Consider the following 22472-nt stretch of genomic DNA (forward strand, 5'->3'; position numbering starts at 1 on the left):
TTAAGATAGCACCGTTTTAATTGCCTTATTCACAGCACTTTGTTGTTGTTCTACCAAATTAACCCTAGTGGCAATTACTTTAGTATCCATTTGAATCTCACGACCTAAACCTGGTTGATTAATTTTAGGCTCAAAAAATTCAGTAAATTCTTGCAATCTATTTGCAGTATGGAAAATTCTAGCAGTAACCGTAATATAAGTAGTAAATTCCATATCACCACCAACCGTCTTTTCCAGCCATGACCATTCTTTACGCAACCAGTCCCAAGCAGCCTGCTGTCCTTTAGCATTAGCTAAAATATTAAAGTACCAAGAACGTAAATCTTGTGGTTTAATAACATCCGCATTTTTAAAATCTGCCACTATCTTGTTGATATCTGTTATGTCTTGCGAAGCTGTAATAGCGGCTAGTAAATCTGCCTTATAATAAGGATCAACTGCTACTTGATACTCATTAATCAAGTGGTCAACTAAATCCTGCTTGCGATAATTTTTAACTTCATTAACTAAAACATATGGTCGAATAGACGCTGCAATTTTAACTAAATCATTTTTATTATTAGCAAAAATTTGATGTCCGCCTTCAATAACCTGCGCATTTTCAGCATATAAGCCAGCTGATAGGGCTAAGGGGCGAATTAACGAGTCATCGCCTACATCATTATTTGATTGCCAACCTAAACGAGCAATTTGCTTTTCAGATAAAAGATTATAAAAAGCTTTTAAATTCTGCTCTTCGTTAGAACCCGGTTTAGTAAACTTACGTAATTCACGGGCTGTATTAAATAAAGCATTAATAACAATATAAGATTTTGAAGTAGCAAATTTAGGTAATAATGGCACAATTTCAGCATAAGAAATCTGGCCCCCTTCAGCTAAAAGACCTAAATCTTGTAATAACTGCAATTGATCTACTGTAGTTAACTGTTCAAGATTTGCCATGATATCGGCCATTAATTTTTCATCATAATTAACGATAAAGTGGGAACTATTACCGACATTAAGCCGCAAAGCATGACCAGCTTCTGCACGTAGTTGTTTATAATCACCCAAGTCAAGTTCTGTTTGCGTCATAATTTGTGGTGCTTTGAAATTTGCATTTATTGGAATTGCCCATGTTCGACCAACTTCTTTACCTTCGCCGATAAAAAATTGCTTTTGTTGCAAAATCAAATGTCCATTTTCATCAACATGTGCATTGACAACTGGATAGCCAGGCTGATCAAGCCATGTATGCATAATCTTGCCAATATCTAAATCAGTCACCGTTGATAAGGCATTCCATAAGTCATCACCGGTTGCATTACTATATTTATGTTGGTCAAAGTAATACTTAAGTCCCTTGCGTAAAGCATCATCACCTAATAGAGCTCTAACCATTACCAGCATGCGGGAGCCCTTAGCATAAACAATGGCTCCATCAAACAATGAATCGATATCAGCGGGATGCTCAACTTGAACATGGACCGATTGGACACCATCGGTTGCATCTCGTTTCAACGCTGCTGGAACTTCTGAAATTTGATATGCGTTATCCCAGATTTGCCAATCAGGCTCTAAGGCATCTATTGAAACATATTCCATCATGTTTGCAAAACTTTCATTAAGCCACAAATCGTCCCACCATCTCATTGTGACCAAATCACCAAACCATTGGTGTGCTAACTCATGAGCAATAACCGTTGCCACATAAGACTTTTGCTCAACTGTAGCATTATCTGGATCAAGTAAAACAGCTGCTTCTCGATAAGTAATTAGTCCCCAATTTTCCATTGCACCAGCTGAAAAGTCTGGCAAAGCTAATTGCCATGAATGGGGTAGTGGGTATTTAGTCTGGTAAAAATCTTCATAAAATTCAATTGCACGTTTAGCAATATCCACAGCAAAATCCAATTCTTTAGCCTGGTGTGCCTTAGTAGCAAAAACACCAACTTCAACACCATCTTTGGTCTTCGTCAATTTAGATTGTAATTCACCAAAGGCAAAAGCAACTAAATAGCTGGACATTTTGACAGATTTTTCAAAGTAATGCACACCATTTTCGACTTTTATTTCTGGCATGTTAGCTAGTGTGGTCTCACCTTCGTGTTCATCATACTTAAGTGCTAAAGAAAAAGTTGCTTTAGCTTCTGGTTCATCCACACAGGGAAATGCTTGACGCGCAGCTGTAGTTTCGAATTGGGTACCTATAATTTGTTTCTTTACACCATCAATCATGTAGTAGGACGGATAAATTCCCATCATTGTATCTGTTAGCGGTGCAGTATAAACAATTTCAATCTTGACGCTACCTTTTTTACCTAAGTCAATCTTTATTGCTTCGTCTTTATCACTTACTGTAAATGGAACTTCAACACCATCACACTTAACTGAAGAGACCTCCATATACTTTTGGTTGATTAAAACAGTATCTTCGATTACTTCACCGGTTATTGTTGACGTACCAGCAATTGTTTTCTTTTCTCGATTAACATCAATGAATAAATCGTAATGATCAGGATGAAAAGTTTCATAAAAATGTTTCGTTGTCATAATTTACCTCCTAGAAAAAAGCTTATTACTAAATTTTACCAAAATCACATCTGAATATCATTAAAACTGGATTGTAAGGCAGGCGTGTTCTTTCTGTAACAGCAATGAAATATTTATTAGGTATAGTATCTGTAGTATTAAATAGACTACTTAGTGAGGTATAAGACAAATTGATTAAAGGTAAAAAATTCATGCTTAAACTAATTACAGCCTTAGCCTTAGCGGTTAACTGCACTGCAATTATTGAATTAGTTCATAAAGACACTGCTATACAAACTGTAGCAGCCGCACAAAAATTATCTAAAAAAGAAAGGGCAGCTAAAAACTGGATTGCCCGCCACGAATCAGGTGGTAATTACAATGCACGTAATGGAGTTTGTTACGGTAAATACCAGCTTAATTTAGCATATTTAGGTGGTAACTATTCCCCTAAAAATCAAGAGCGTATTGCCGATAATTATGTATATAATCGTTATGGATCATGGGTTAATGCGAAAAGATTTTGGCTTATCCATCATTGGTATTAAAAAATTTCATATTAATTTGTCCTAAGTAAAAAAGCAGGTTAGTCAGTTACTAACCTGCTTTTTAATTTGCTTTTTCAAACTAAAAGTTGCACTATACTAATTTAAGTACAACTTCCTAATATACTTAAGTTCTATCATATAATAAACGAGTCTTGCACGAACTTTTAAGCCAGCCTGCAAAAAAGGCAAAACCAAAAATCACTAATGCTATAACCGCAGTAAAAATAATTAGATTATCACTATTTGTTAGGGCAATTAACTGGTCGGTTTGAACCAATTGATTTGACTCATTAACTTGATCACATAATCCAAAGAACAACATGAATAAACTGGTCAAAGTTAGTAAGCCATTAATTGCGGTTAATCTTTTCATTTTTATTAGCTTCAAAAAATCATGTCCTTTCTTTCGATTTAAGTATATAATTATATGCTTTTATGAATTAAATTCAAGACATTATTAAAAAAAGTTAATATTTTTAATGCTTTCTGAATTATTTATTTAGCCACTCACTATTTAACCATTCTTGCGCCAAATTAAACCAATGAGCTGCATGCGAATTATCTTGCCATTCGCGACCTCTTGTCACCATATCTGTGCGGGCTAGAGAAAAACCATGTCCACCTTTATTAAAAAGGTGAACTTCACACGGCACTTTTTCCTTTTGTAGTGCCGTTGCATATTCTAATGTGTTAGTCACTAAAACGATTGGATCATCCCAAGCATGAAAAATGAAGGTAGCTGGTGTCCTAGAAGTCACCCCTAGAGCACTATTTAGTACAAATTGATCTGCTGGTACTTTATTAGTTGCATTTTTTGGGATAGCAAAACCAATTTTATGCAGATTAATCAAAGGATAACCTAAAATAGTTTTATTGGGTAAAACAATTTTGGCAGTAAAATTAAAGCGATTTTGGTATTCCAGCGAATTAGCCATACTGTTAGCAAAACTTGCCACATGACCACCAGCAGAAAAGCCAATTGTTACAATTTTGTCGGCATCAATTTGATATTCTGCTGCGTGATCACGAAAATATTTTACTGTGGTTAAAACATCCAAGCCAGCATCTGGATAAATATCACCTGCATCTTGAATCAGGTTATAATCCATCACAACACTGTTAAACCCGCAATTATTAAAAGCTAAGGCAATTGGCTCACCTTCACGCTTTGATAGGTGATCAAAACTCCCACCTGGAATCACAATTGCCAATGGATGCCGCGGCTTGATTAAATCACCAATTGAATCCAAAATATATGGATGAATTTTAAACTTGCGTCCATTAAAATTTGTTAAAATTATTTCATTTGTTTTCATTTTTTGCCTCACGTTTTACCATACTTTTTGCTAAAAAGCTTGTTGTTAATGGTACCGTTAATATTACACCAATTAAGGAATACACAATAATCAGGGCTTCATTAACTAGCATTTTCTCATTAAAAATTTCACCTAGAGTATAATTTAATCGAATATACCATAAAAATAAAGAAAGGCAGCTACCAAACATGCCAAACAAAATGGTATTTATTGCTGTGCCTAAAACATCATTACCGATTTTTGTCCCACTTGACCTTAATTCATCATATGTAATCTTAGGATTATGCTTTTTAATTTCCAATAATCCAGAACTAATTGCAACAGCTGCTTCTGCTACTGCACCTAAAGTTGAAAAAATAGCAACGGCAACAGCAATGAGTGGATAACTTAAACCCGGCATCTGTGATAAACCTACTAGAATTTCTCCTGCTTCAGGACCAAGTCCTGCTGTCTGTGCAATATATTCAAAACCTAAAATTACTACACTGACTAATAAGCAAACAACCATTGACGAGTAAAATGAATTTTTAGCAACTTGATAATCATGCGTGCCTAAAAAAATGATAGTCACTAATTTGAGTGGAATAAAAATCAAAATAAGTAATGGAATATTGATACCCCAGGAAATAAGAACTGCTAATAAAATTAATAATAACGTATTAATTAATACACTAAAGAAGCTCCTGATTCCTGTCTCGCCACCGATAATCGTCATCAAAATCGCTAAAACTATTATCAAAGCAGTTAATGTACTCATTACTTATGCCACACTTCCCACCTGTTTTTATCTAAAAATAACAAACTACAGCCTGTTGCAAAAACAACCGTTAACACGATACCAATGGCTGAAATCACACTTTGAGTAACACCTAAAGATAACGTAAAACCAAAAGTTGAGCCAAAACTATTATTATCACGTAAATAAATAATTGTTAAAGGTAGGGCTTCTGACATAAAAATTAAAACTAAAACATTAATTAGCGGTCCCATAATTTCCTGACCCATGGTCCGCCCACTCCTAATTAACTGTTTAGTTGTAATGTCCTTTTTAGTTTGAATCAGCTCATATAAACTAGAAACAATGTCAGTGGCCTCGTCCATTACTGCTCCCAAAATGCCTAATAAAGTCTGGGCCAAAAAAATGCCGCGAGGATCTTGCGTAGCATAGTCACCAGTCTCATATTTGATTTCTGACTCTCCTGTTAAACGCATGATGATATAACATAGTGCAAAAGAAATAAAAACGCCTAATAAAGTAGCTAACCAGGTCACTAACATTTTGCGGTTATATCCTTGCACAATTAATAAACTGAAAAAGGAAAACACAATATCTGCTACAGCAAATAGCAAGACAATATACGCACCATTTAATTTAATATTCAGCATAATAACAAAATAGAAAAGTAGCCAACTCAAGAGCATTGACAAAATTAGTCCCAGTGCCTTTTTACCAGAAACTGCTACAAGTAAGGTAGTCATCACTGTTATAGCCAAGACAACTACCCAGTCTCGCTTAGGATTTTGAATTGCTGGATCATTCTTTTTAATATTGACAAAAACTCGCTGTTTTGGACGATACTTTTGGGTTACAAGCTGTGATGGATAATAAAAGTTAGTTGTTGTATACGTTTGATTTTGATGTTTACCAGATAGAATTTTCAAATGCAAGACTTGCTTTCTAGTTTCATCTTTATTATCGTATACGTCTTTACTTTTTTCGACTAAAGTATCTGTGATTTTTTCATCGGTAATTATTGCAACGTCATTTTTAGTATAAATATTAGTGGCAAAATAAATACTAGCCGTCAATATCAGACCAATAAGCATCACTATTACCGCTACCAAGTAGCGTTGCTTAATTTTTTTCAAAATCAACATCCTAACCTACATAATTCACTATAATTTCTTATGATCAATATTAGCTAATCTTTATTTTATAGATTAAGAAATCTTTGCCACCAATGTCTAGTCTCTGTCTCAGGTTGCATATCAATTAGCGTTCGGTGCTCATTAACACTAGCTGTTTTTTGAGAATTTTCTTGAGCTTTAGCTAAAATTTCATCATGAAGCTGCTCAGACGTTTTCTTTTCATCATGAACAATTTGTTGGCGCTTTTGCTTAGCTGTAAATAACTGTGCTTTGGGTTGGCTTTCTTCATCAGTTACTATCCCAGAAATATCTGCCAAACCCTCGAACTTTTCAGTTTGACCATTTTGTTTTTGTAATAGTTCTTGGTTTTGAGCTTCAATCCGGTTGAGCTGCTCTTGTAAATTTTCCAGTGCCGTATTCTGTTGGCTAATAGTTTGCTGAAAGGCATCAATTAATTTCATCACTTGTGCAGATGTCATTATCTCTTGCTTGCCTTTTTTAGTCTGGTTTGTCTTTTTGATTTCTTTTGAACTAACTGCAAAAACTTGCTGCGCTGCTTCGTATAAAGTTAAACCATTTTTTTGAGCTAATCGATGAAAATCTTGTAAATCTTGAACATCTTGCTTACTATATAGCCGCGCATTCTGCTTAGTTCTAGCATAATAATTTGCTTGGCCAGTAACCTTTTCAACAATTAAAGAATACTTTCTTAAAGTTGCTACACTAACTTGTAATTCCTTAGCAGTTGCTGCCGGTGCGGTTAATTCTTCAAAATCATGCTTATTACCACTCATAAAGTATTACTCCCTCTAGCACAATCAAATTAATCTATTTTATGTAGTAAGCTTTTTTTATGCTCATATCTTTTTTGGGCTTCGGTAATCAATTTCGTAATTAATTCGGTATAAGGAATACCTGCAACTTCAAATAATTTAGGATACATACTAATATTAGTAAAACCAGGTAAAGAATTAACCTCTGTCAAAATAACTTTTTGATCACTCTTGCGCAATGTTGAATCGATTCTTGCCATACCACTACATTCCGTTACTTGATAGACTTTTAAAGCATTAGCTCTAATCTCAGCTATAGTTTCTTCAGGCAAGTCGGCTGGAATTTGTAAACTAGTTGTTGAATTAGCATCATACTTATTTTCATAACTATAAAAAGTTCCCTCAGCATTAATAATTTGACCAACTCCTGAAACTATTGGATGATCATTTCCAAGCACAGCAGTTTCAACCTCTGTACCATGAATGGTTTCTTCTATTAAAACTTTATCATCATAGCGAAAAGCATCAGCTAGAGCAGCATCAAATTCTTGCTTATTAGTTACATGGTGTACACCAACAGATGAACCTTGATTAGCTGGTTTAACAAATAAATCATGCCCTAATTTGGCACTAACTTGATTATAATCACGTTTGGTATTTTGCTCATCTTCATATTCAAAACGTTTAATTGAAATCCATTCAGCCACACAAACGCCTACACGTTGTGCTAAAATTTTGGTAAATTCTTTATCCATAGTTACTGCTGCAGCTAAAACATCATCCCCAACAAATGGTTTATCAATAACCCTAAATAAACCTTGTAAACTACCATCTTCACCTAAATTACCATGTACAATGGGAAAAAATACATCTAATTCTGGAAAATTCGCTAGTTCACTTAAGTTAGAAATATTCGCTACTTGATGCGGACTTTTAATCTTATATTCTGCATTTGCTAAAACTTTTAATGATTCTTGCTCACTTGCAATATAGCCCTCATTAGTTATCCATATAGGATGAACATCAAATTTGCTTTTGTCAATTGCCTTATAAATGTTATGCCCTGACATAATTGAAACTTCATACTCAGAAGAATTACCACCAAAAATAAGACCAACTTGTGTTTTCCTAGTCATTGCTTCTACCTCTTATCATTTTTTCTAACTTTTTTATTATACGGCAATAACTAGCTGAATAATGGTAATTTAGTTAATTTTTATAAATGTTTTTGTCTCATCCAAAAATTACCACCAAAACTTAAAATTAATTATTTTCGTCTTAGTTACTTAATCAATTCACCCTAACTTATAAAATTAAAAGTATACTTCATGAATTAACACTAATATCAATTAGTTATTTTTTAAATCTTAATTATTAAGATTAGGCCATATCTTTATTAGGCCACAATAAAAATCCCATCTTCATTGAAACATAAAATTCACTTATTATGTTTATCGCCAAAGATAGGATTATTTAATATTAAAACTTATTCAAAACGGCTGTAATTTCTGCTAATAAGGCAGCTTCATTAGTAACAATAGTACCATTTAATTTAATTAAACCAGTAGTATATAAGTTAACATAATGAAATTGATTTTCTGCCACTTGCTTTAACGCCGCTAACTTTTGATTATTTTCGCTTCCCTGCTGCCGTGTATCAGTATATAGACCAATAATCGGGATTTCTTTAGCATAGGCAACACCTATTTCACTTGCCACACCATTATCAATACTATTACCATCAAGAATTGCTACCAGTAAATCACTCTTAATCAATCTTTCTGTATCTGCTTGAGCAATCATCTTTGAATCAGCATAAGCTTGTTTATTGTTTATTGCATTATTTTCTTGTGGTAAATATAAATCAATTGCAGTATCTAATTGCCGAATTTTTTCTGCCAAGTAGGCGTTGTAATTAATTTCTGCTTGCGAAAACAGTGCATTAGCTAAATAAACTTTCATCATTAACTCCTATAATACAAAAAACACCTAAATATTTTTGTAAGATAGTTTAAACATTACTTTTAATTATTAGGTGAACTAATTTCCCACGGAATAGCACTTAAAATATACAAGACTACACCAGCAATCACATAATCTAAAAATATGCTACTTCCAATTTCTAATATACAGCCCAAAACTGCTATCTCATCAACATTAAAAATAATTGGAATCATAGCTAATATACCAGATATTAAAATTAGCCAAAAGCCAGCCCACATTCCAGCAGCTGTAATAGTATGAACTAAAGTCTTAGAATTCATCACCATTAACATATCATTAATTAGTGAACGTAAACTGATAATTATCATTATAAACAGCGTAATGTTTACAACCAATATTACAAAAGCAATGTTTCCGCCCAAAGTAACTAAATCTAAATTGAAAGCATCTATTACATCATATGGAGCATTCTTTCCTTGTCTTTTGAGTCTTTTTTGTACTAATTGGGCATCGCTGGATGCCTCTTGATCTATATTTGATTCAATATCATGCAAAATTTGTTGTGCCAACTTGATATTATTAAATTTAAACCATGGAACACCTATGGCATAATCAATAATATGATCGGCAATGGGCTGCGTTTGCTTAGTAGTTAATAAATTAGAATTTACATCTTTATTAGCACCAATCACTTTAGCTAGCTCGTTAAAATGATTGTTAACGTGTCGAACAATAACTGCTTCATTATTATTAGTTCTCAGCTGTCCCTTCATAAAAAAAGGATTAAGAAAAGTTACTGTAGTCATAACTAATGTCACAACTAATAAAATACAAAAAGATGAGACCCTTTTGTACTCAAGATTTTGTTCTGGATTTACTCTACGCAAACTATTTTGTGCGCCATTTGCCATGCTATTCCTTTCTAACAAACAATATCTTTATCATCATCAAACATAGTATCAATTGCATGGTGAATTTCTTTAATGTCAGTTGAAGCAATAATTTCATGGCCTTTTTTTAATGCCTGATTAATTTCATCCGGTGTACAGTGTAGAAAACTATACATCAATGAACTAGTGGCATAATCTGCTAATTGTTCAGCAGAAAGATTAAACTGTGTATTATTATTATAGTAAAGTCGGCCAATCCCAGTTATAACAAAGGCAATACCATACTCAACTTCATGTGGGTTAAAATAGTCTTCATCAAAAATTTGGTTTTCTCTGACCCATTCTTCAATCATACTGCTCCAATTATCAAGCGTGTCATTACTGCTAAATACTTCATTAATAATACGCTTTAAACCTTCATCATAAATGCCTAGCATTGCAATTGTATACAAAAATGCTTTAGTACGCGCACCCACCGTGCCGTCACTTGTCTGATTAAATCTGTTAACTTGTTTATCCAAAGTGTTTAATATATTACGGACCACATCATCGGTCAACTTAACTTTATGGGGGTAATATGATTGCAAAAGTGATTTAGAAATTCCAGATTTCTCTGCAATCATTTGAAAAGAAACATTTTCCATTCCATTTTTTCTTATTAAATAGAATGTATTTTTCAAGATAATTCGTCTTCTTTTATAATTTTTCCGTCGTGCCATCATAGTTTCTCCGTTTTCTATACATTATATTATTATTATATCAATGATATAAAATAAATAAACAAAAAAGAAAACAAAGGCCTTTAATTAGTACTAATACTTTGTTACCACATTACCCCCAGAATATTAAATTACTTTAGTTCACTTTCGCTTAATAGGTGCATTGAACGATCATTGTAGGCATAATTAATTCCACGCGCTAATAACAAATCAACCGATATTCTAATCATACGATCTGGATAATGTTGATGCTTAATAGTATCCGTAACTACAATTTGTTCAATAGGTAATCCATTTAGAATTTCAGTTGCATTTTGTGAAAGTAAGGCATGCGTTGAAGCAACATATACTTTCTTAGCGCCTGCAGCCATAACTGATTTAGTTGACGATGAAATCCTTGAACCTGTATCAATTAAATCATCAACAATAATACACTTCTTATTTTTAACATCACCGATTATGTCATGAACATCTGCATCGTAACGGGCGCGTCTTTGGTCAACAATAGCAATTGGGGCATCAAACATTTGACCAAAATTTCGAGCCAGCTTAGCCCCAGAATGATCTGGAGAAACCACGACTATATCATCATCTTCCTTAGTTGCAATACCATTATCAATGAAATACTGCGCTAATAGTGGAATTGCATGCAAATGATCAACAGGCACATTATAAAAGCCCTGTATTTGAGAAGCATGTAAATCTAATGCAATTAAATGATCTAATCCTGTAATTTGTAACAAATTGGCAATCAATTTTGCTGTAATTGGTTCACGTGACCGTGTCTTTGTATCAGAGCGTGAATATGCTAAATATGGAACGACTACATTTATTCTATGAGCTGATGCACGGTGAAGTGCATCCAAAACAATTTCTAATTCCATAAAGTTTTCATTTACTGGGTCCTGAATTGATTGGATAACAAAAACGTCACATCCTCTAACACTTTCACCAATATTAACTTGAATTTCACCATCACTAAAATGCTGCACCGCTGTTTCAATCAACGGTTTTTTCAAAATTGTAGCAATTTTTTCATTTAAAGCTGGATTCCCACTTAAACCGATTAATTTCATTGGATGCATTAATTGAAGAATTTCTTCTTTATTCATAACTACCTCTTTATCAAAAATACCATCTTTTCAGTCTATTATAACCAAAAAAGTTCCTAGTGCCTAGAAATTGACGGAAATTAAAAAAGCTGGAGATATCCTTCCAGCAAATTGTATAATTTTAATTTTCGTCTCTAAAGAAATTTTTCATTAAATCAAGTAGTTTAAAGCTCTTAACAGCATAACTATTATGCTTTTGTCTTGGCATTATCAGTAATTGCCCTTGAGGGATAAGCTGACTATACCAACGGACATGATCAACTTTAACCCAGTCCTTCTCACCAACAACACAATAGGTTGGAATAGTGATTGCTTTTAAAGCATCAACTGAAAGGTAGCTTTCGGTTAATTCAACTCGACTATCCCGATTTAATTGCAAGAAGCGTAGGCAACCTTCAGTTAAATAATGATAAGGTCGAATACCATTACCATTGACAAATACTCCGGCAACCATTAATTTCTTAAAGGCGCTTGAATCTTGACTAGCAAGCATCATTGCCACCAATCCACCCGCATCAAAGCCAAAGCAATAACAGCCCTTAATTCCCATTTTTTTAATGAAAGTAGCAATATCTGCAACTTCTGTTTGATAGTGCTGCGCTATTTCTCCCTCGCTCAATCCATGTCCCCGCATATCAAGCACATACACTGTGTAATAGAGGGCAAGCGGAGCAATAATTTGTGCAAACATTCCACCATCAAAATGGTGACCATGTAGTAATAATAACGGTTCACCCTGACCTAGTTTATTGTAGTATAAATTATTGCCATTAACTTCTGCTATCATTGACGATTCCTTTCACTAGCTTCAACTAGTTTCTGCTTAGAATTATCTTCTTTTTTATGTTCCTGCCATAAGCTACGAATAATAATTTTGGTGATAATATAATTTGCCTTAAAATTATCAGGAATCATCTTTAAATTAAAATTGTGTACCATACTATCCTTGCGTTGCCAATAATGATATAGTGGCCGACTAGTGCAATAAAATCCATCTGTTAAAGCTAGATATTCCACATTGAAAATTTGGTCTTCCATAAATGCTAAATTCTCCATAAAGCATAAATGATTTTGCCGTACAACAGAAATTTTATATCCTTTATTCCAAGTATAACCTTTAACTGGTGTACCTAAAATATGATTATCAAACAACGATCCTAAAGGATTATTAATCAGTTGATAGCTTTTTAATTTTGTTTTTATACCTTTTATAACTTTTTTGGTAACCGGCTTAGATCCTATCTTATTCTCGTAATCTAGCCAAAATCCACATGAGACCATAGCTACTTCTGGATGTTTATGAAACGCTTGTATAAAAAAATCGGTATAGCCAGAATCAACCCAATCGTCACCGTCATGAAAAGTAAAATATGGTGTGTCAACATGAGCAAGACCAACATTGCGCGCATCAGATAAGCCACTATTTGGTTTATTAATAATTTGGATATAACGAAACTTCGTTTGATAGCTTTCTACTATCTTTTTTGTATTGTCCGTTGAGCCATCATTAACAATTAACAACTTAAAGTTCATATTATCTTGTTTAGCTAGGTGATCTAGTGCCCGACTAATATATTTTTCAACGTTGTAAATTGGCATAATGACTGTTAACTCAGGTTGCTGAATCATAGCACCCCTCCCTCATAAATTATTATACCATCTTAATATTTTTAAAATTTTAAAAATACTATAAACTAAACGTTAAAAAAGTAATAACGTTATTTATTATCTTAAATGATTTAGTATAATATGTGCAGCAAAAGGAGTTAATAAATCTTATGAAAAAAGTAAAATCAATTCTAATAATTACTGTCCTATTATTTGGAGGTCTATTGGGAATGAATCTGCCTAAACAAATTGTTCAAGCAGACGACTCCCCCGTTATTTGTCTAGGAACTTCTCTTACCGATAACCAACGCCAAGGCACAATAAAGGCTTTGAGTAATCCTTTAAATGACAACAGCTATCACACCATAACTATTACTGGTCAAGATTTAGTTCAATATCTTAATCCTTCTGGTGCAAATTTCACTAACACTTCAGGCGTTTGGTCAAGTGCAATGATTCAAAAAACCGCTCAAGGTAGCGGCATTAATGTCCATATTCTTGACTATCAAGGTCATAATAATATTACAACGATTACAGCTAATCAATATAAAAATGCTGCTCTAACTGCTGGAATTACGGATGCCAATATTTATGTTACTAGTGCTGTTCCAATTGATGGTTCTGGGGCTTTAGCTGGCGTTTACTCCGCTTATAGTAAAAATGGGAAAAATTTAAATCAAAGCCAAGTTAACGCTGCACAAGATGAAATGGGTACTTTAAGTAAAATAACCAAGGAAAATCAAAATAAAAAAGGCTATAGTGATGCCCAATTAAATAATGCAGTTGCTGGCGCCAAACAAGAAATGGGGAAAATTGGCAACAATGTTTCTGATAGTCAAATTCATGACATTGTTAACAATCAAATTAATATTAATCACCTAGGTGATGTTATTAACAATAACCAAAAAGAGCAAATTATCAATATTTTAATTAAAATCCGTGACTCTGGTGCTTTAAAAGATCATCATTTTAAAGATCAAGCTGATGCTCTTTCCAAAAATATTGAAAAAAATGCTAAAGGTATCTTTGATAAAATCAATACTACCGAAAATCGAAACTTATTTGAACAAATCTGGGATGCGATTACTAGCTTCTTTAGTGGACTTGTAGCAGGTTTCTCTAATTCTAAGTAATTACATTTGATCCATAAACTTGTTTAAAGTATGATCAACAAATTCATTACCACGATTTTTGGCATGCCCTTTGGTCCACTTAAATTCGGCTTGAGTGAACTCACTAAGTAGTTGATCTAATTTTTGCCATTCTTCGACATTAGCAATTTCCCCTTTACTACTCTTGTGCCAGCCCCGTTTTTTCCAATTTTGGAGCCAGCCTTGTGTAATCGGATTTAAAACATATTGTGAATCAAGTATAAATAATAGAGGTTGTTGGTTAAATTTTAATTCCAACAACTTTTTTAGTGCCTCAATTAAGGCCGTTAATTCCATTTTATTATTGGTTGCACCTAATTCACCATTGCTATCATAAAATGATTGCTTTTTACCTGCTTGCTGCCATTCAATTAAATATGCCCAAGCCGCCTTATCAGTTGCGTGTACATGACCACCTTTATAAGTTCCAGTATTACGTGTACCGCCATCGGTATAGATTTTGGCAAAATATTTTTTATTTGTTTTTGAGGTACCTCTTTCTTTATTTAAGGGCTTTATCTTACTTGCCTTTTGAATTTTAGCAATTGCTTGTCTTAATGAGTCTTCATCTTTTTGCAGTAGCTTCTTAGCTGTTGCTTGATTAAAGCCCAAATAATTTGTCGCATCAGTAATTTGTTCAAACGCCTTATATTCGGCATTAGAATAGCCAATAACTTGTTTTTCTGCTTCTTTCCAAGTGCGATAAACCCCTGGCTGACGACCTTTTTTTACAGCATAAAATTTCATATGTTCCTCACTCACTAAAAATTGTTGTCAATGTTAAAATATTAGTAGCACTAATTTTAAGGTGGTTATTTATGTTCTTTAATACCAAAAAATATACTGAAATTGCTGAAAAAAACCGTAAACGCAATCTGTCTAAAGACCCTAGTATGTTTAATATGGTTTCGTTAGCAATTCTAGCTACCATTGGCCCTACTCGCTTTTTTTTGCGCCTACATAAAAGAAAAATTGAAGATAAGTCAAAAATTGAAAGCAAAAAAGGAGAATTCATCCAAGAACCTGTAATTTACTTTCATGGCTTTCGTGGTGGGGACTACACCACCAATGTTATGATTAAGCAAGCACTAAAAGAGAAAAAAAATTCTGACTACCTAAAGGTTACTGCTGATTTATGGGGAAATTTTAAACTAGAGGGGACATGGACAGGTGATCAAAAGCCAATCGTTCAAGTGGTTTTTCGCCAACGAATTGTTGGTGTCTATGCTATTGATTACTATTTACGTCTTATTCTACCTTTTTTAGCTAATCGATACCACTTTACACATTATTCAGCAATCGCTCATTCATTAGCCTGTCCTTGTATAATACGCACAGAGATGCGTAAGGCTCATAAAACAAATTTCCCGCATTTAAACAAATGTGCCTTAATCGCTGGTCCCTTTGACGGTGTAACCTATATGGGAGATATTCCTAACGTTAACGGTTTTAATAAAAAAGGTAGACCTACAATGATGAATTTACACTATTGCTATTTTTTATTTAGGCGAAAGCGATTTAATCCGAATATTTCCGTCTTGAACATTTACGGAAATGTTTTAGATAATACCAATAGTGATAAATTTATTTCTGTTACTTCTGCCAAAAGTATTCGCTATGTTTTAGCACCATTGGTCAAATCCTACCATGAAGTAGAAATTCGCGGCGAAAAATATGCCGAACATAGTTGGATGCATGATAATCCGTTTGTCATTGACATTGTCAATAAATTTATCAACTTCAAAATATAAAATTTAATTTTCGGAGGATTTACGTGATTGTAATACAAGATATACTACGAATCATTATCACTACTAATATTATCTTATCCTTTTATATTGTATTTCACCGTCGGCGGTCGGTTTCAACTACGTGGGCTTGGCTAATTATTTTATTAGTTTTTCCAGTGATTGGTCTCATTCTCTATGGCTTCTTTGGTCGCGGCATTTCGCAAGAGAACATTTTTGCCATTAACAAACAACACCATATTGGGTTACGCAATGTTCAAAAATCAATTACTAAAGCACCTAAAAAGACCAGTCCTGCTGATACCTCTGACAAAGCCAGAATGGTTATTCACTTTTTCAATCATAACGGTGAAGCGCCACTTAGTAAAAATAATCATGTCAAACTCTACACAGATGGCCAAGCGCTGTTTGATGACATGATGCACGACATTCAGTATGCACAACAATCCGTTAACGTTGAATTTTATACCTTTTATAATGATCAAATTGGTAACGAAATTCTTAACTTGCTAATCAAAAAAGCAAAAGAAGGCATTGCTGTACGCGTCCTTTATGATGCCTGGGGATCTTTAGGTGCTAGTAAAACTTGGTTTGATCAACTCCGCCAAGCAGGCGGTGAGGTCTTACCTTTCATCACTTCACGTAATATGATTACGCGTTCTCGCATCAATTATCATTTACACCGTAAGATTGTAGTAGTTGATGGCAAAACATCTTGGACGGGTGGTTTTAATATTGGCGACCAGTATTTAAGCCGTAACAAAAAGTTCGGTTACTGGCGCGATAGTCATGTAAGAATTGTTGGTTCAGCCTCGCTACTTTTACAAGAGCGTTTTGTCATGGATTGGAATGCCTCAATTCAAAAAGAAAGTCAATTAATTACTTTTAATACCATGCTTTTTCCTAACTTAGATGAGAATGAAATCCATCCTGGTGATGTACCAATGCAAATCGTCGCAGATGGGCCTGACCGAGATATCGCTAATATGCGTAATGGCATAATGCGCTTAATGTCGCTAGCTAAGAAAAGAGTTTGGCTACAAACACCTTATTTAATTCCTGATGATGCCATGATGGCTACTTTGCAAACTATTGCTATGTCAGGCGTTGATCTACGAATTATGATTCCCTGCAAACCAGACCACCCTTTTATTTATCGCGCTACACAATGGTACGCTAACGAACTAACTCGTTTCGGTATTAAAGTATATATCTACAATAAAGGTTTTATCCACGCTAAAACAATTGTAGTCGACGATGACTTTGCTACTGTTGGTTCAATGAACCAAGATTATCGTTCTTATGACCTAAACTTTGAAGACGTTGCTGTTTTTTATGACAAAAATTTTGCCCATGAAATAGCTCAATCATTTATAGCGGACATGGAGCATTCTACCCTACTTACGCCACAAATAATTGCTAAGCAGGGGCGCTTACTGCGAACACTACAGTATTTTTCACGAATGCTTTCACCAATTTTATAGATACCCTGAAATATTAATCACATTAAATGTTCTTAAATTATATCTTGTATTTCAATTCTAATATCATGGTTGACATGACTCTTAATTGTACCCACTATTTTCGCTATGCTCTGGGCAAAACGTAAATAATATTGACGATTTTGATTTGTAGTAAGAATACAAATCACTTGTTTTTTCTTGGGATTAGGTACCCTAATTAGGGTAATCAAATCAATATCCGCATATGAAATTGTTCGTTTAAAATAACCCGCTACTACAACTTTCTTTGCGCCAAAGCCAGTAAAGCCATCAATGATACCTATCAAGATAAAACTGGCCAAAAAAACAGTCAGACCCTGATCATTTTTTTCAATTAATTGCCAAGAAAAGCCAAGCCAAATAAAAATTAGCGACCAGATAATTGAAGAGAATCGATATTGTCCCTTTAAATCAATATTTGCTTGCCAATACCAGCTATAACAAGCATAGCCCAGCATAATCGCTTCTAAAATTAAGTAAAAACCAGCCATAAAAACTCTCCTCAAAATATTTACTCTTCGTCTATTATAACAGACTACGATTTTTTAGTAGTTTTAGCAGACAATTTTGAACTATTGGCTTGCATTTTATTTAAAAATATTATTAAATAGGCATTAAATTAAATGCGATGAAAAAGACGAGTAAATAATTTATTTCTCACAGTGAGTTGGTATTAGTGCAAAGCCAGCAGACCCTGAATTATTGAAAAACCCTTTTAGCAGCACACTGAACAACTCAAGTAGGTGGTGCCGTCTCCAGTACGTTATCAAGCTGGTGAAGCATGATTGTGCTTCATGAGTGGTTCGCAAATAGCGGACAATTTAGGTGGTACCGCGGAAAAAGCCTTTCGTCCTTGTTTTTATTAGCTGAGGCAGAGGGCTTTTTCTTTGACCTCAAATCAGGAGGTTAACAATTATGACTTTAATTATTCCCCAAAATTATCAGCCTACTTTAACAATTCGTGATACTGAGGCGGCAATTGTTTTTATCCGTGAACGTTTTCAAGTTTTACTAGGGCAAAAACTTAATTTACAGAGAATGTCCGCACCTTTGTTTGTTGAAAAAAATACCGGACTCAATGATAACTTAAATGGAATCGAACGTCCGGTTGATTTTGACGTAAAAGCTTTTCCTAAAGACGATACCATTGAAATCGTCCATTCTTTAGCTAAATGGAAACGACTGGCCCTTAAAAAATATCATTTTGGTATGCATGAAGGCCTCTATACAAACATGAACGCCATTCGGCGCGATGAAGACCTTGATAACTTTCATTCGATCTACGTTGATCAATGGGATTGGGAAAAAATTATTGCCGAAGATGAACGAACAATTACAACTTTGACTGAAACAGTTGCGCAAATTTTTAGTGCAATTAAGCAAGTTGAAACTGAATGTGCTGCACGCTATCCTGCTTCAACTTATCATTTGCCAGATGATGTATTTTTTATTACTACTCAAGAACTAGAGGATAGATGGCCAGACTTGAGTCCAGAAGAACGAGAGAATAAGATTGCTGAGCAAAAGAAGGCCGTCTTTCTTATGAAAATTGGTGACAACCTGGCTCGTAGTGGTAAGCCTCATGATGGTCGCGCCCCTGATTATGACGACTGGCAATTAAATGGTGACTTGATTTTTTGGTATGAACCCCTCAAGCAAAAACTAGAAATTTCTTCAATGGGAATTAGGGTTAGCCCGCAAAGCTTACACAAACAGCTCATCCAAGCTAATTGCCTTGCACGTGAGCAATTGAACTTTCATCAAATGTTGCTCAACGGCGAGCTACCATTTACCATTGGTGGCGGAATTGGTCAATCACGCCTTTGTATGCTTTTATTGGGTAAAGCTCACATTGGCGAAGTACAAGCCAGTATTTGGCCAAAGGAAATGCTAGAAAAATGTCAAGCCCATAACATTCAAATTCTTTAACTATCAACCGACCTCCAACTTAGCTAATGCTACAGGAGGTCTATTTTAGTAACACGATAATTAAGCTATTAGCATAAATTATCTACTGCATAAATATTGCCCAGGGGAAAAATTATGATTGTAACTAAGCAAATAAAAACTTTAAAAACCGAAATTGAACAAGCAAATTATGTTACCTTTTTGACTGGTGCCGGTGTATCTACACCCTCTGGCATTCCAGATTATCGCTCTAAAAATGGTATTTATAATGATAGCATTGAAAAGCCAGAAACTATTTTAAGTGCTGAAACACTGTATCACCGCCCAGAATTGTTCTATCATTTTGTCTTAAATAACATGTATTTTCCCGACGCTAAACCAAATATTATTCATCAAAAAATTGCCGAAATTTGTAATAATAAAGGCCATTTAATTACCCAAAATGTCGATAGTCTAGATTTAAAAGCTGGCAATCAACAGGTCACCCAGTTTCATGGTAATCTCTATCAGTTATATTGCACAAAATGCCAACAAACTGTTAAGTATTCTACCTATGCTCAATCATATCTGCACCATAACTGTGGTGGTATTATTCGCCCCCAAATTGTGTTATATGGTGAAAATATCAATTCTCAAAACTTAACTACTTCTATTCAAGCTATCCAAAAGGCTGATCTAGTAATTATTTGCGGTACTAGCTTTGTGGTCTATCCTTTCGCTCAATTATTAGCTTACTGTCAAACCAATGCTAAAATATGGGCAATTAATAAAACAGCAATTCCGTTAGCCGGGATTGCGGCTATTACTGGCGATGCACTAGATGTTTTCAAACAAATTTAAACAGACATATTTCTTATGGTAAAATATTAGGCAATAGCTTGATTAATGGATTATTATAAGTTATTGCTTAGCTCAATTTATTATTCAAAAGCTGCTAGTACTTTCAGAAAAGAGATTTTTACAAATGTCAATTATTAAAATGTATGCGCCATTCTTTGATGCCAATAACTGGCTTCACGTTTTAACTAATGTCAATGACTGGCTAGTCATTCTTACCCTAATTTTGATGGAATGTTTATTATCAGTTGATAATGCTGTTGTACTTGCAGCCCAAACCAAATCTTTACCAGACAAAAAGCAACAAGAAAAGTCTTTATTTTATGGTATGTGGGGCGCTTATATTTTTCGCTTTATTGTCATTGGAATTGGCACGTACCTAATTAATTTTTGGGAAATTAAATTAGCTGGTAGTATTTATCTTTTTTACCTTTGCTTCAAGTTCTTCTATGATCGACGCCACCATTCAGCAGATAAAGAAGGCGGTCAAGTGCCAAAAACTACCCAGCATCATCAAAGTAATAAGCGTTTCCTGTCACCTTTTTGGCGAGCAGTTATATCAATCGAAGCAATGGATATCGTCTTTTCAATAGATTCAGTTCTAGCAGCCCTTGCTGTTTCAAGTAATCCTGTAGTTGTTTTAATTGGTGGGATGATTGGTATTTTATGCATGCGAGGTGTAGCTGAAGTTATTATTAAGTTAATGGATATAATTCCTGAGTTGCAACCAATGGCATATATTTTAATTGGTATTATTGCTTTAAAATTACTTGTCTCACTTCCACCACTTCATTATGAGTTACCAAACTCTATTTTCGCCGCTTTAGTCTTTGGCATTTTGTTAATTACCATTGCTTTTCATTTTTTGCACTCCAATAACCATTCTCATTAAGCATAATTTATAAGTTACCATTCTTTTTTAGGCACAATTCAATAATTGTGTCTTTTATCTTCTATGCAACAAGTAAGCTTTATAATTACTTACATAAATTATAATTTTACTTAATAACTATTCGAGAGTAATCATGGACTATTCAACTTATTTTACTAAATCAACAACTGAAAAAATAAGTATCGATTTGCTTGGTCGACCCTTAATCTTTGATAATGGGCAACAAATTTTAGGTGGTTATATTGTGGAAACTGAAGCTTATTTAGGAAAAAGAGATCGTGCTGCTCATTCATACCAAGGTCGCAGAACTGCTGCTAATGAAGGATTATATCGCAGAGGAGGCACAATTTATATCTATGCCCAACGCCAATATTTCTTCTTCGACATTGCTACCCAAAAAGCTGGTGAACCTCAAGGCATCTTAATTAGAGCTATCGAACCTGCTTGGGGTATCAAGCAAATGATAACTAATCGCTCAGGTAAAAGTGGCCCCTTATTAACTAATGGGCCGGCTAAAATGATGCAAGCCTTCGGCATTCATAATAAAGACTGGAACTTACATTTTCTAAGCAAGTCTCCTTTTACTATTGATTTAAATGACAACCACAAAAATTACGCCCGTAAGATTATTGCCAGTCCGCGCATTGGTATTAACCAATCAAGCCCTGCTTGGGCCAGCAAACCTTTGAGATACTACGTTAGCGGTAATCCTTATGTTTCTAGAATGAAAATAAAAGATTATCAGCCAAACAATGGCTGGAAATTATTATCTTAATATAAAAAAATTGTTATAGACATTTTAAACACAACTATTGACAAAGTCCTATTTTTAGCCTATTATCGCATATAAAGTTAAATAATTTCCAATGCAATAGAGGTTGCGATAATTACAAACTTAGCTGGAGTGAACGAACACTAAGAAAGCTATCGTAAGAATTATCGCCGAAACAAAAATTTTGTTCGTTTCAATTTTTTTGTTGGGCTGCAAGATAATATCTTGCAGACTGTCCTAGTTAATTACTAGGGAGCGCTATATGATTTGTCTAAATAAAATTAGATTAGACCTCGTTGTTTTTGAAGTACAACGAGGTTTTTAATTACGCTTTTTATTGTATTGGCTTTATTTGAGAAAAGTTTTCGGAGG

23 protein-coding genes, 1 riboswitch and 1 other annotated feature are annotated in these 22472 nt (G+C 34.3%); of the genes, 8 read left to right on the forward strand and 15 right to left on the reverse strand.

The window, feature by feature from the left end; all coding sequences use genetic code 11:
- Positions 1-2532 (reverse strand): M1 family metallopeptidase, encoded by a 2532-nt coding sequence (locus BM203_RS07245; RefSeq protein WP_090093929.1) that lies wholly within the window; start codon positions 2530-2532, stop codon positions 1-3.
- Positions 2533-2723: 191 nt separating this feature from the next.
- On the opposite strand from BM203_RS07245, the gene BM203_RS07250 reads away from it, so the two are divergent.
- The gene (locus BM203_RS07250) at positions 2724-3059 is read left to right on the forward strand and encodes an aggregation-promoting factor C-terminal-like domain-containing protein (protein ID WP_090093974.1); all 336 of its coding nucleotides are present in this window, start codon (positions 2724-2726) and stop codon (positions 3057-3059) included.
- 124 nt (positions 3060-3183) lie between these two features.
- Here the strand turns inward: BM203_RS07250 and BM203_RS07255 are convergent, their stop codons facing one another.
- The 12 genes from BM203_RS07255 to BM203_RS07310 form a co-directional block, all read right to left on the reverse strand.
- Positions 3184-3432 carry a hypothetical protein gene (locus tag BM203_RS07255; RefSeq protein WP_090093931.1) on the reverse strand — a complete coding sequence of 83 codons (249 nt, stop codon included), beginning with the start codon at positions 3430-3432 and terminating at the stop codon, positions 3184-3186.
- A 118-nt stretch (positions 3433-3550) separates the two neighbouring features.
- Positions 3551-4375, reverse strand: coding sequence for an alpha/beta hydrolase (locus BM203_RS07260; protein ID WP_090093933.1), 825 nt, complete (start codon positions 4373-4375; stop codon positions 3551-3553).
- Positions 4362-5132, reverse strand: a complete 771-nt coding sequence (locus BM203_RS07265; RefSeq protein ID WP_090093935.1) for a YibE/F family protein — start codon at positions 5130-5132, stop codon at positions 4362-4364. Before BM203_RS07265 ends, BM203_RS07260 begins: the two co-directional genes overlap by 14 nt.
- Entirely contained in the window at positions 5132-6253 is a 1122-nt protein-coding gene (locus BM203_RS07270; protein WP_407656042.1) for a YibE/F family protein, read from the reverse strand. Before BM203_RS07270 ends, BM203_RS07265 begins: the two co-directional genes overlap by 1 nt.
- Before the next feature lie 56 nt (positions 6254-6309).
- Entirely contained in the window at positions 6310-7038 is a 729-nt protein-coding gene (locus tag BM203_RS07275) for a transcriptional regulator (protein ID WP_090093937.1), read from the reverse strand.
- Between the two features lie 29 nt (positions 7039-7067).
- Positions 7068-8153, reverse strand: coding sequence for a D-alanine--D-alanine ligase family protein (locus tag BM203_RS07280; RefSeq protein ID WP_090093939.1), 1086 nt, complete (start codon positions 8151-8153; stop codon positions 7068-7070).
- Between the two features lie 343 nt (positions 8154-8496).
- The gene (locus BM203_RS07285) at positions 8497-8979 is read right to left on the reverse strand and encodes a nucleoside 2-deoxyribosyltransferase (RefSeq protein ID WP_165777867.1); all 483 of its coding nucleotides are present in this window, start codon (positions 8977-8979) and stop codon (positions 8497-8499) included.
- Positions 8980-9041: 62 nt separating this feature from the next.
- The gene (locus BM203_RS07290) at positions 9042-9872 is read right to left on the reverse strand and encodes a hypothetical protein (protein WP_090093943.1); all 831 of its coding nucleotides are present in this window, start codon (positions 9870-9872) and stop codon (positions 9042-9044) included.
- Positions 9873-9883: 11 nt separating this feature from the next.
- Positions 9884-10570, reverse strand: coding sequence for a TetR/AcrR family transcriptional regulator (locus BM203_RS07295; RefSeq protein ID WP_090093945.1), 687 nt, complete (start codon positions 10568-10570; stop codon positions 9884-9886).
- A gap of 131 nt (positions 10571-10701) precedes the next feature.
- Positions 10702-11682: a ribose-phosphate diphosphokinase gene (locus BM203_RS07300; RefSeq protein WP_090093946.1), complete on the reverse strand. Its 981-nt coding sequence runs from the start codon at positions 11680-11682 to the stop codon at positions 10702-10704.
- A 121-nt stretch (positions 11683-11803) separates the two neighbouring features.
- Positions 11804-12469, reverse strand: a complete 666-nt coding sequence (locus tag BM203_RS07305) for an alpha/beta fold hydrolase (protein ID WP_090093948.1) — start codon at positions 12467-12469, stop codon at positions 11804-11806.
- The gene (locus tag BM203_RS07310) at positions 12466-13311 is read right to left on the reverse strand and encodes a glycosyltransferase family A protein (RefSeq protein WP_090093949.1); all 846 of its coding nucleotides are present in this window, start codon (positions 13309-13311) and stop codon (positions 12466-12468) included. Before BM203_RS07310 ends, BM203_RS07305 begins: the two co-directional genes overlap by 4 nt.
- 209 nt (positions 13312-13520) lie before the next feature.
- On the opposite strand from BM203_RS07310, the gene BM203_RS07315 reads away from it, so the two are divergent.
- Positions 13521-14423, forward strand: a complete 903-nt coding sequence (locus BM203_RS07315) for a DUF1002 domain-containing protein (RefSeq protein ID WP_407656043.1) — start codon at positions 13521-13523, stop codon at positions 14421-14423.
- Here BM203_RS07315 and BM203_RS07320 read toward each other — a convergent pair whose 3' ends face one another.
- Positions 14424-15188 carry a ribonuclease H family protein gene (locus tag BM203_RS07320; protein WP_090093952.1) on the reverse strand — a complete coding sequence of 255 codons (765 nt, stop codon included), beginning with the start codon at positions 15186-15188 and terminating at the stop codon, positions 14424-14426.
- A 71-nt stretch (positions 15189-15259) separates the two neighbouring features.
- Between BM203_RS07320 and BM203_RS07325 the strand changes: the two genes are divergently transcribed.
- Positions 15260-16192, forward strand: a complete 933-nt coding sequence (locus tag BM203_RS07325) for an alpha/beta hydrolase (protein WP_090093954.1) — start codon at positions 15260-15262, stop codon at positions 16190-16192.
- Between the two features lie 23 nt (positions 16193-16215).
- On the forward strand, positions 16216-17673 hold the full coding sequence (gene cls / locus BM203_RS07330; protein ID WP_090093955.1) for a cardiolipin synthase: 1458 nt from the start codon (positions 16216-16218) through the stop codon (positions 17671-17673).
- 32 nt (positions 17674-17705) lie between these two features.
- On the opposite strand, the gene BM203_RS07335 is transcribed toward cls, so the two are convergent.
- Positions 17706-18182, reverse strand: coding sequence for a hypothetical protein (locus BM203_RS07335; protein WP_090093957.1), 477 nt, complete (start codon positions 18180-18182; stop codon positions 17706-17708).
- Positions 18183-18310: 128 nt separating this feature from the next.
- Positions 18311-18549 (forward strand) — a binding site (T-box leader).
- Between the two features lie 57 nt (positions 18550-18606).
- Between BM203_RS07335 and asnA the strand changes: the two genes are divergently transcribed.
- The 4 genes from asnA to BM203_RS07355 all read left to right on the forward strand — a co-directional run bounded on the left by asnA (position 18607) and on the right by BM203_RS07355 (position 22103).
- Positions 18607-19620 (forward strand): aspartate--ammonia ligase, encoded by a 1014-nt coding sequence (gene asnA, locus BM203_RS07340; protein WP_090093958.1) that lies wholly within the window; start codon positions 18607-18609, stop codon positions 19618-19620.
- 114 nt (positions 19621-19734) lie between these two features.
- Complete coding sequence (locus tag BM203_RS07345; RefSeq protein WP_090093960.1) at positions 19735-20439, forward strand: NAD-dependent protein deacylase; 705 nt, start codon at positions 19735-19737, stop codon at positions 20437-20439.
- Positions 20440-20563: 124 nt separating this feature from the next.
- Entirely contained in the window at positions 20564-21328 is a 765-nt protein-coding gene (locus tag BM203_RS07350) for a TerC family protein (protein ID WP_090093961.1), read from the forward strand.
- Between the two features lie 133 nt (positions 21329-21461).
- The gene (locus tag BM203_RS07355) at positions 21462-22103 is read left to right on the forward strand and encodes a DNA-3-methyladenine glycosylase (protein ID WP_090093963.1); all 642 of its coding nucleotides are present in this window, start codon (positions 21462-21464) and stop codon (positions 22101-22103) included.
- 89 nt (positions 22104-22192) lie between these two features.
- Positions 22193-22369, forward strand: a riboswitch (Lysine riboswitch).
- Positions 22370-22472 lie beyond the last annotated feature (103 nt).

Source organism: Lactobacillus bombicola (genome assembly GCF_900112665.1).
Taxonomy (GTDB): Bacteria; Bacillota; Bacilli; order Lactobacillales; family Lactobacillaceae; genus Lactobacillus; species Lactobacillus bombicola.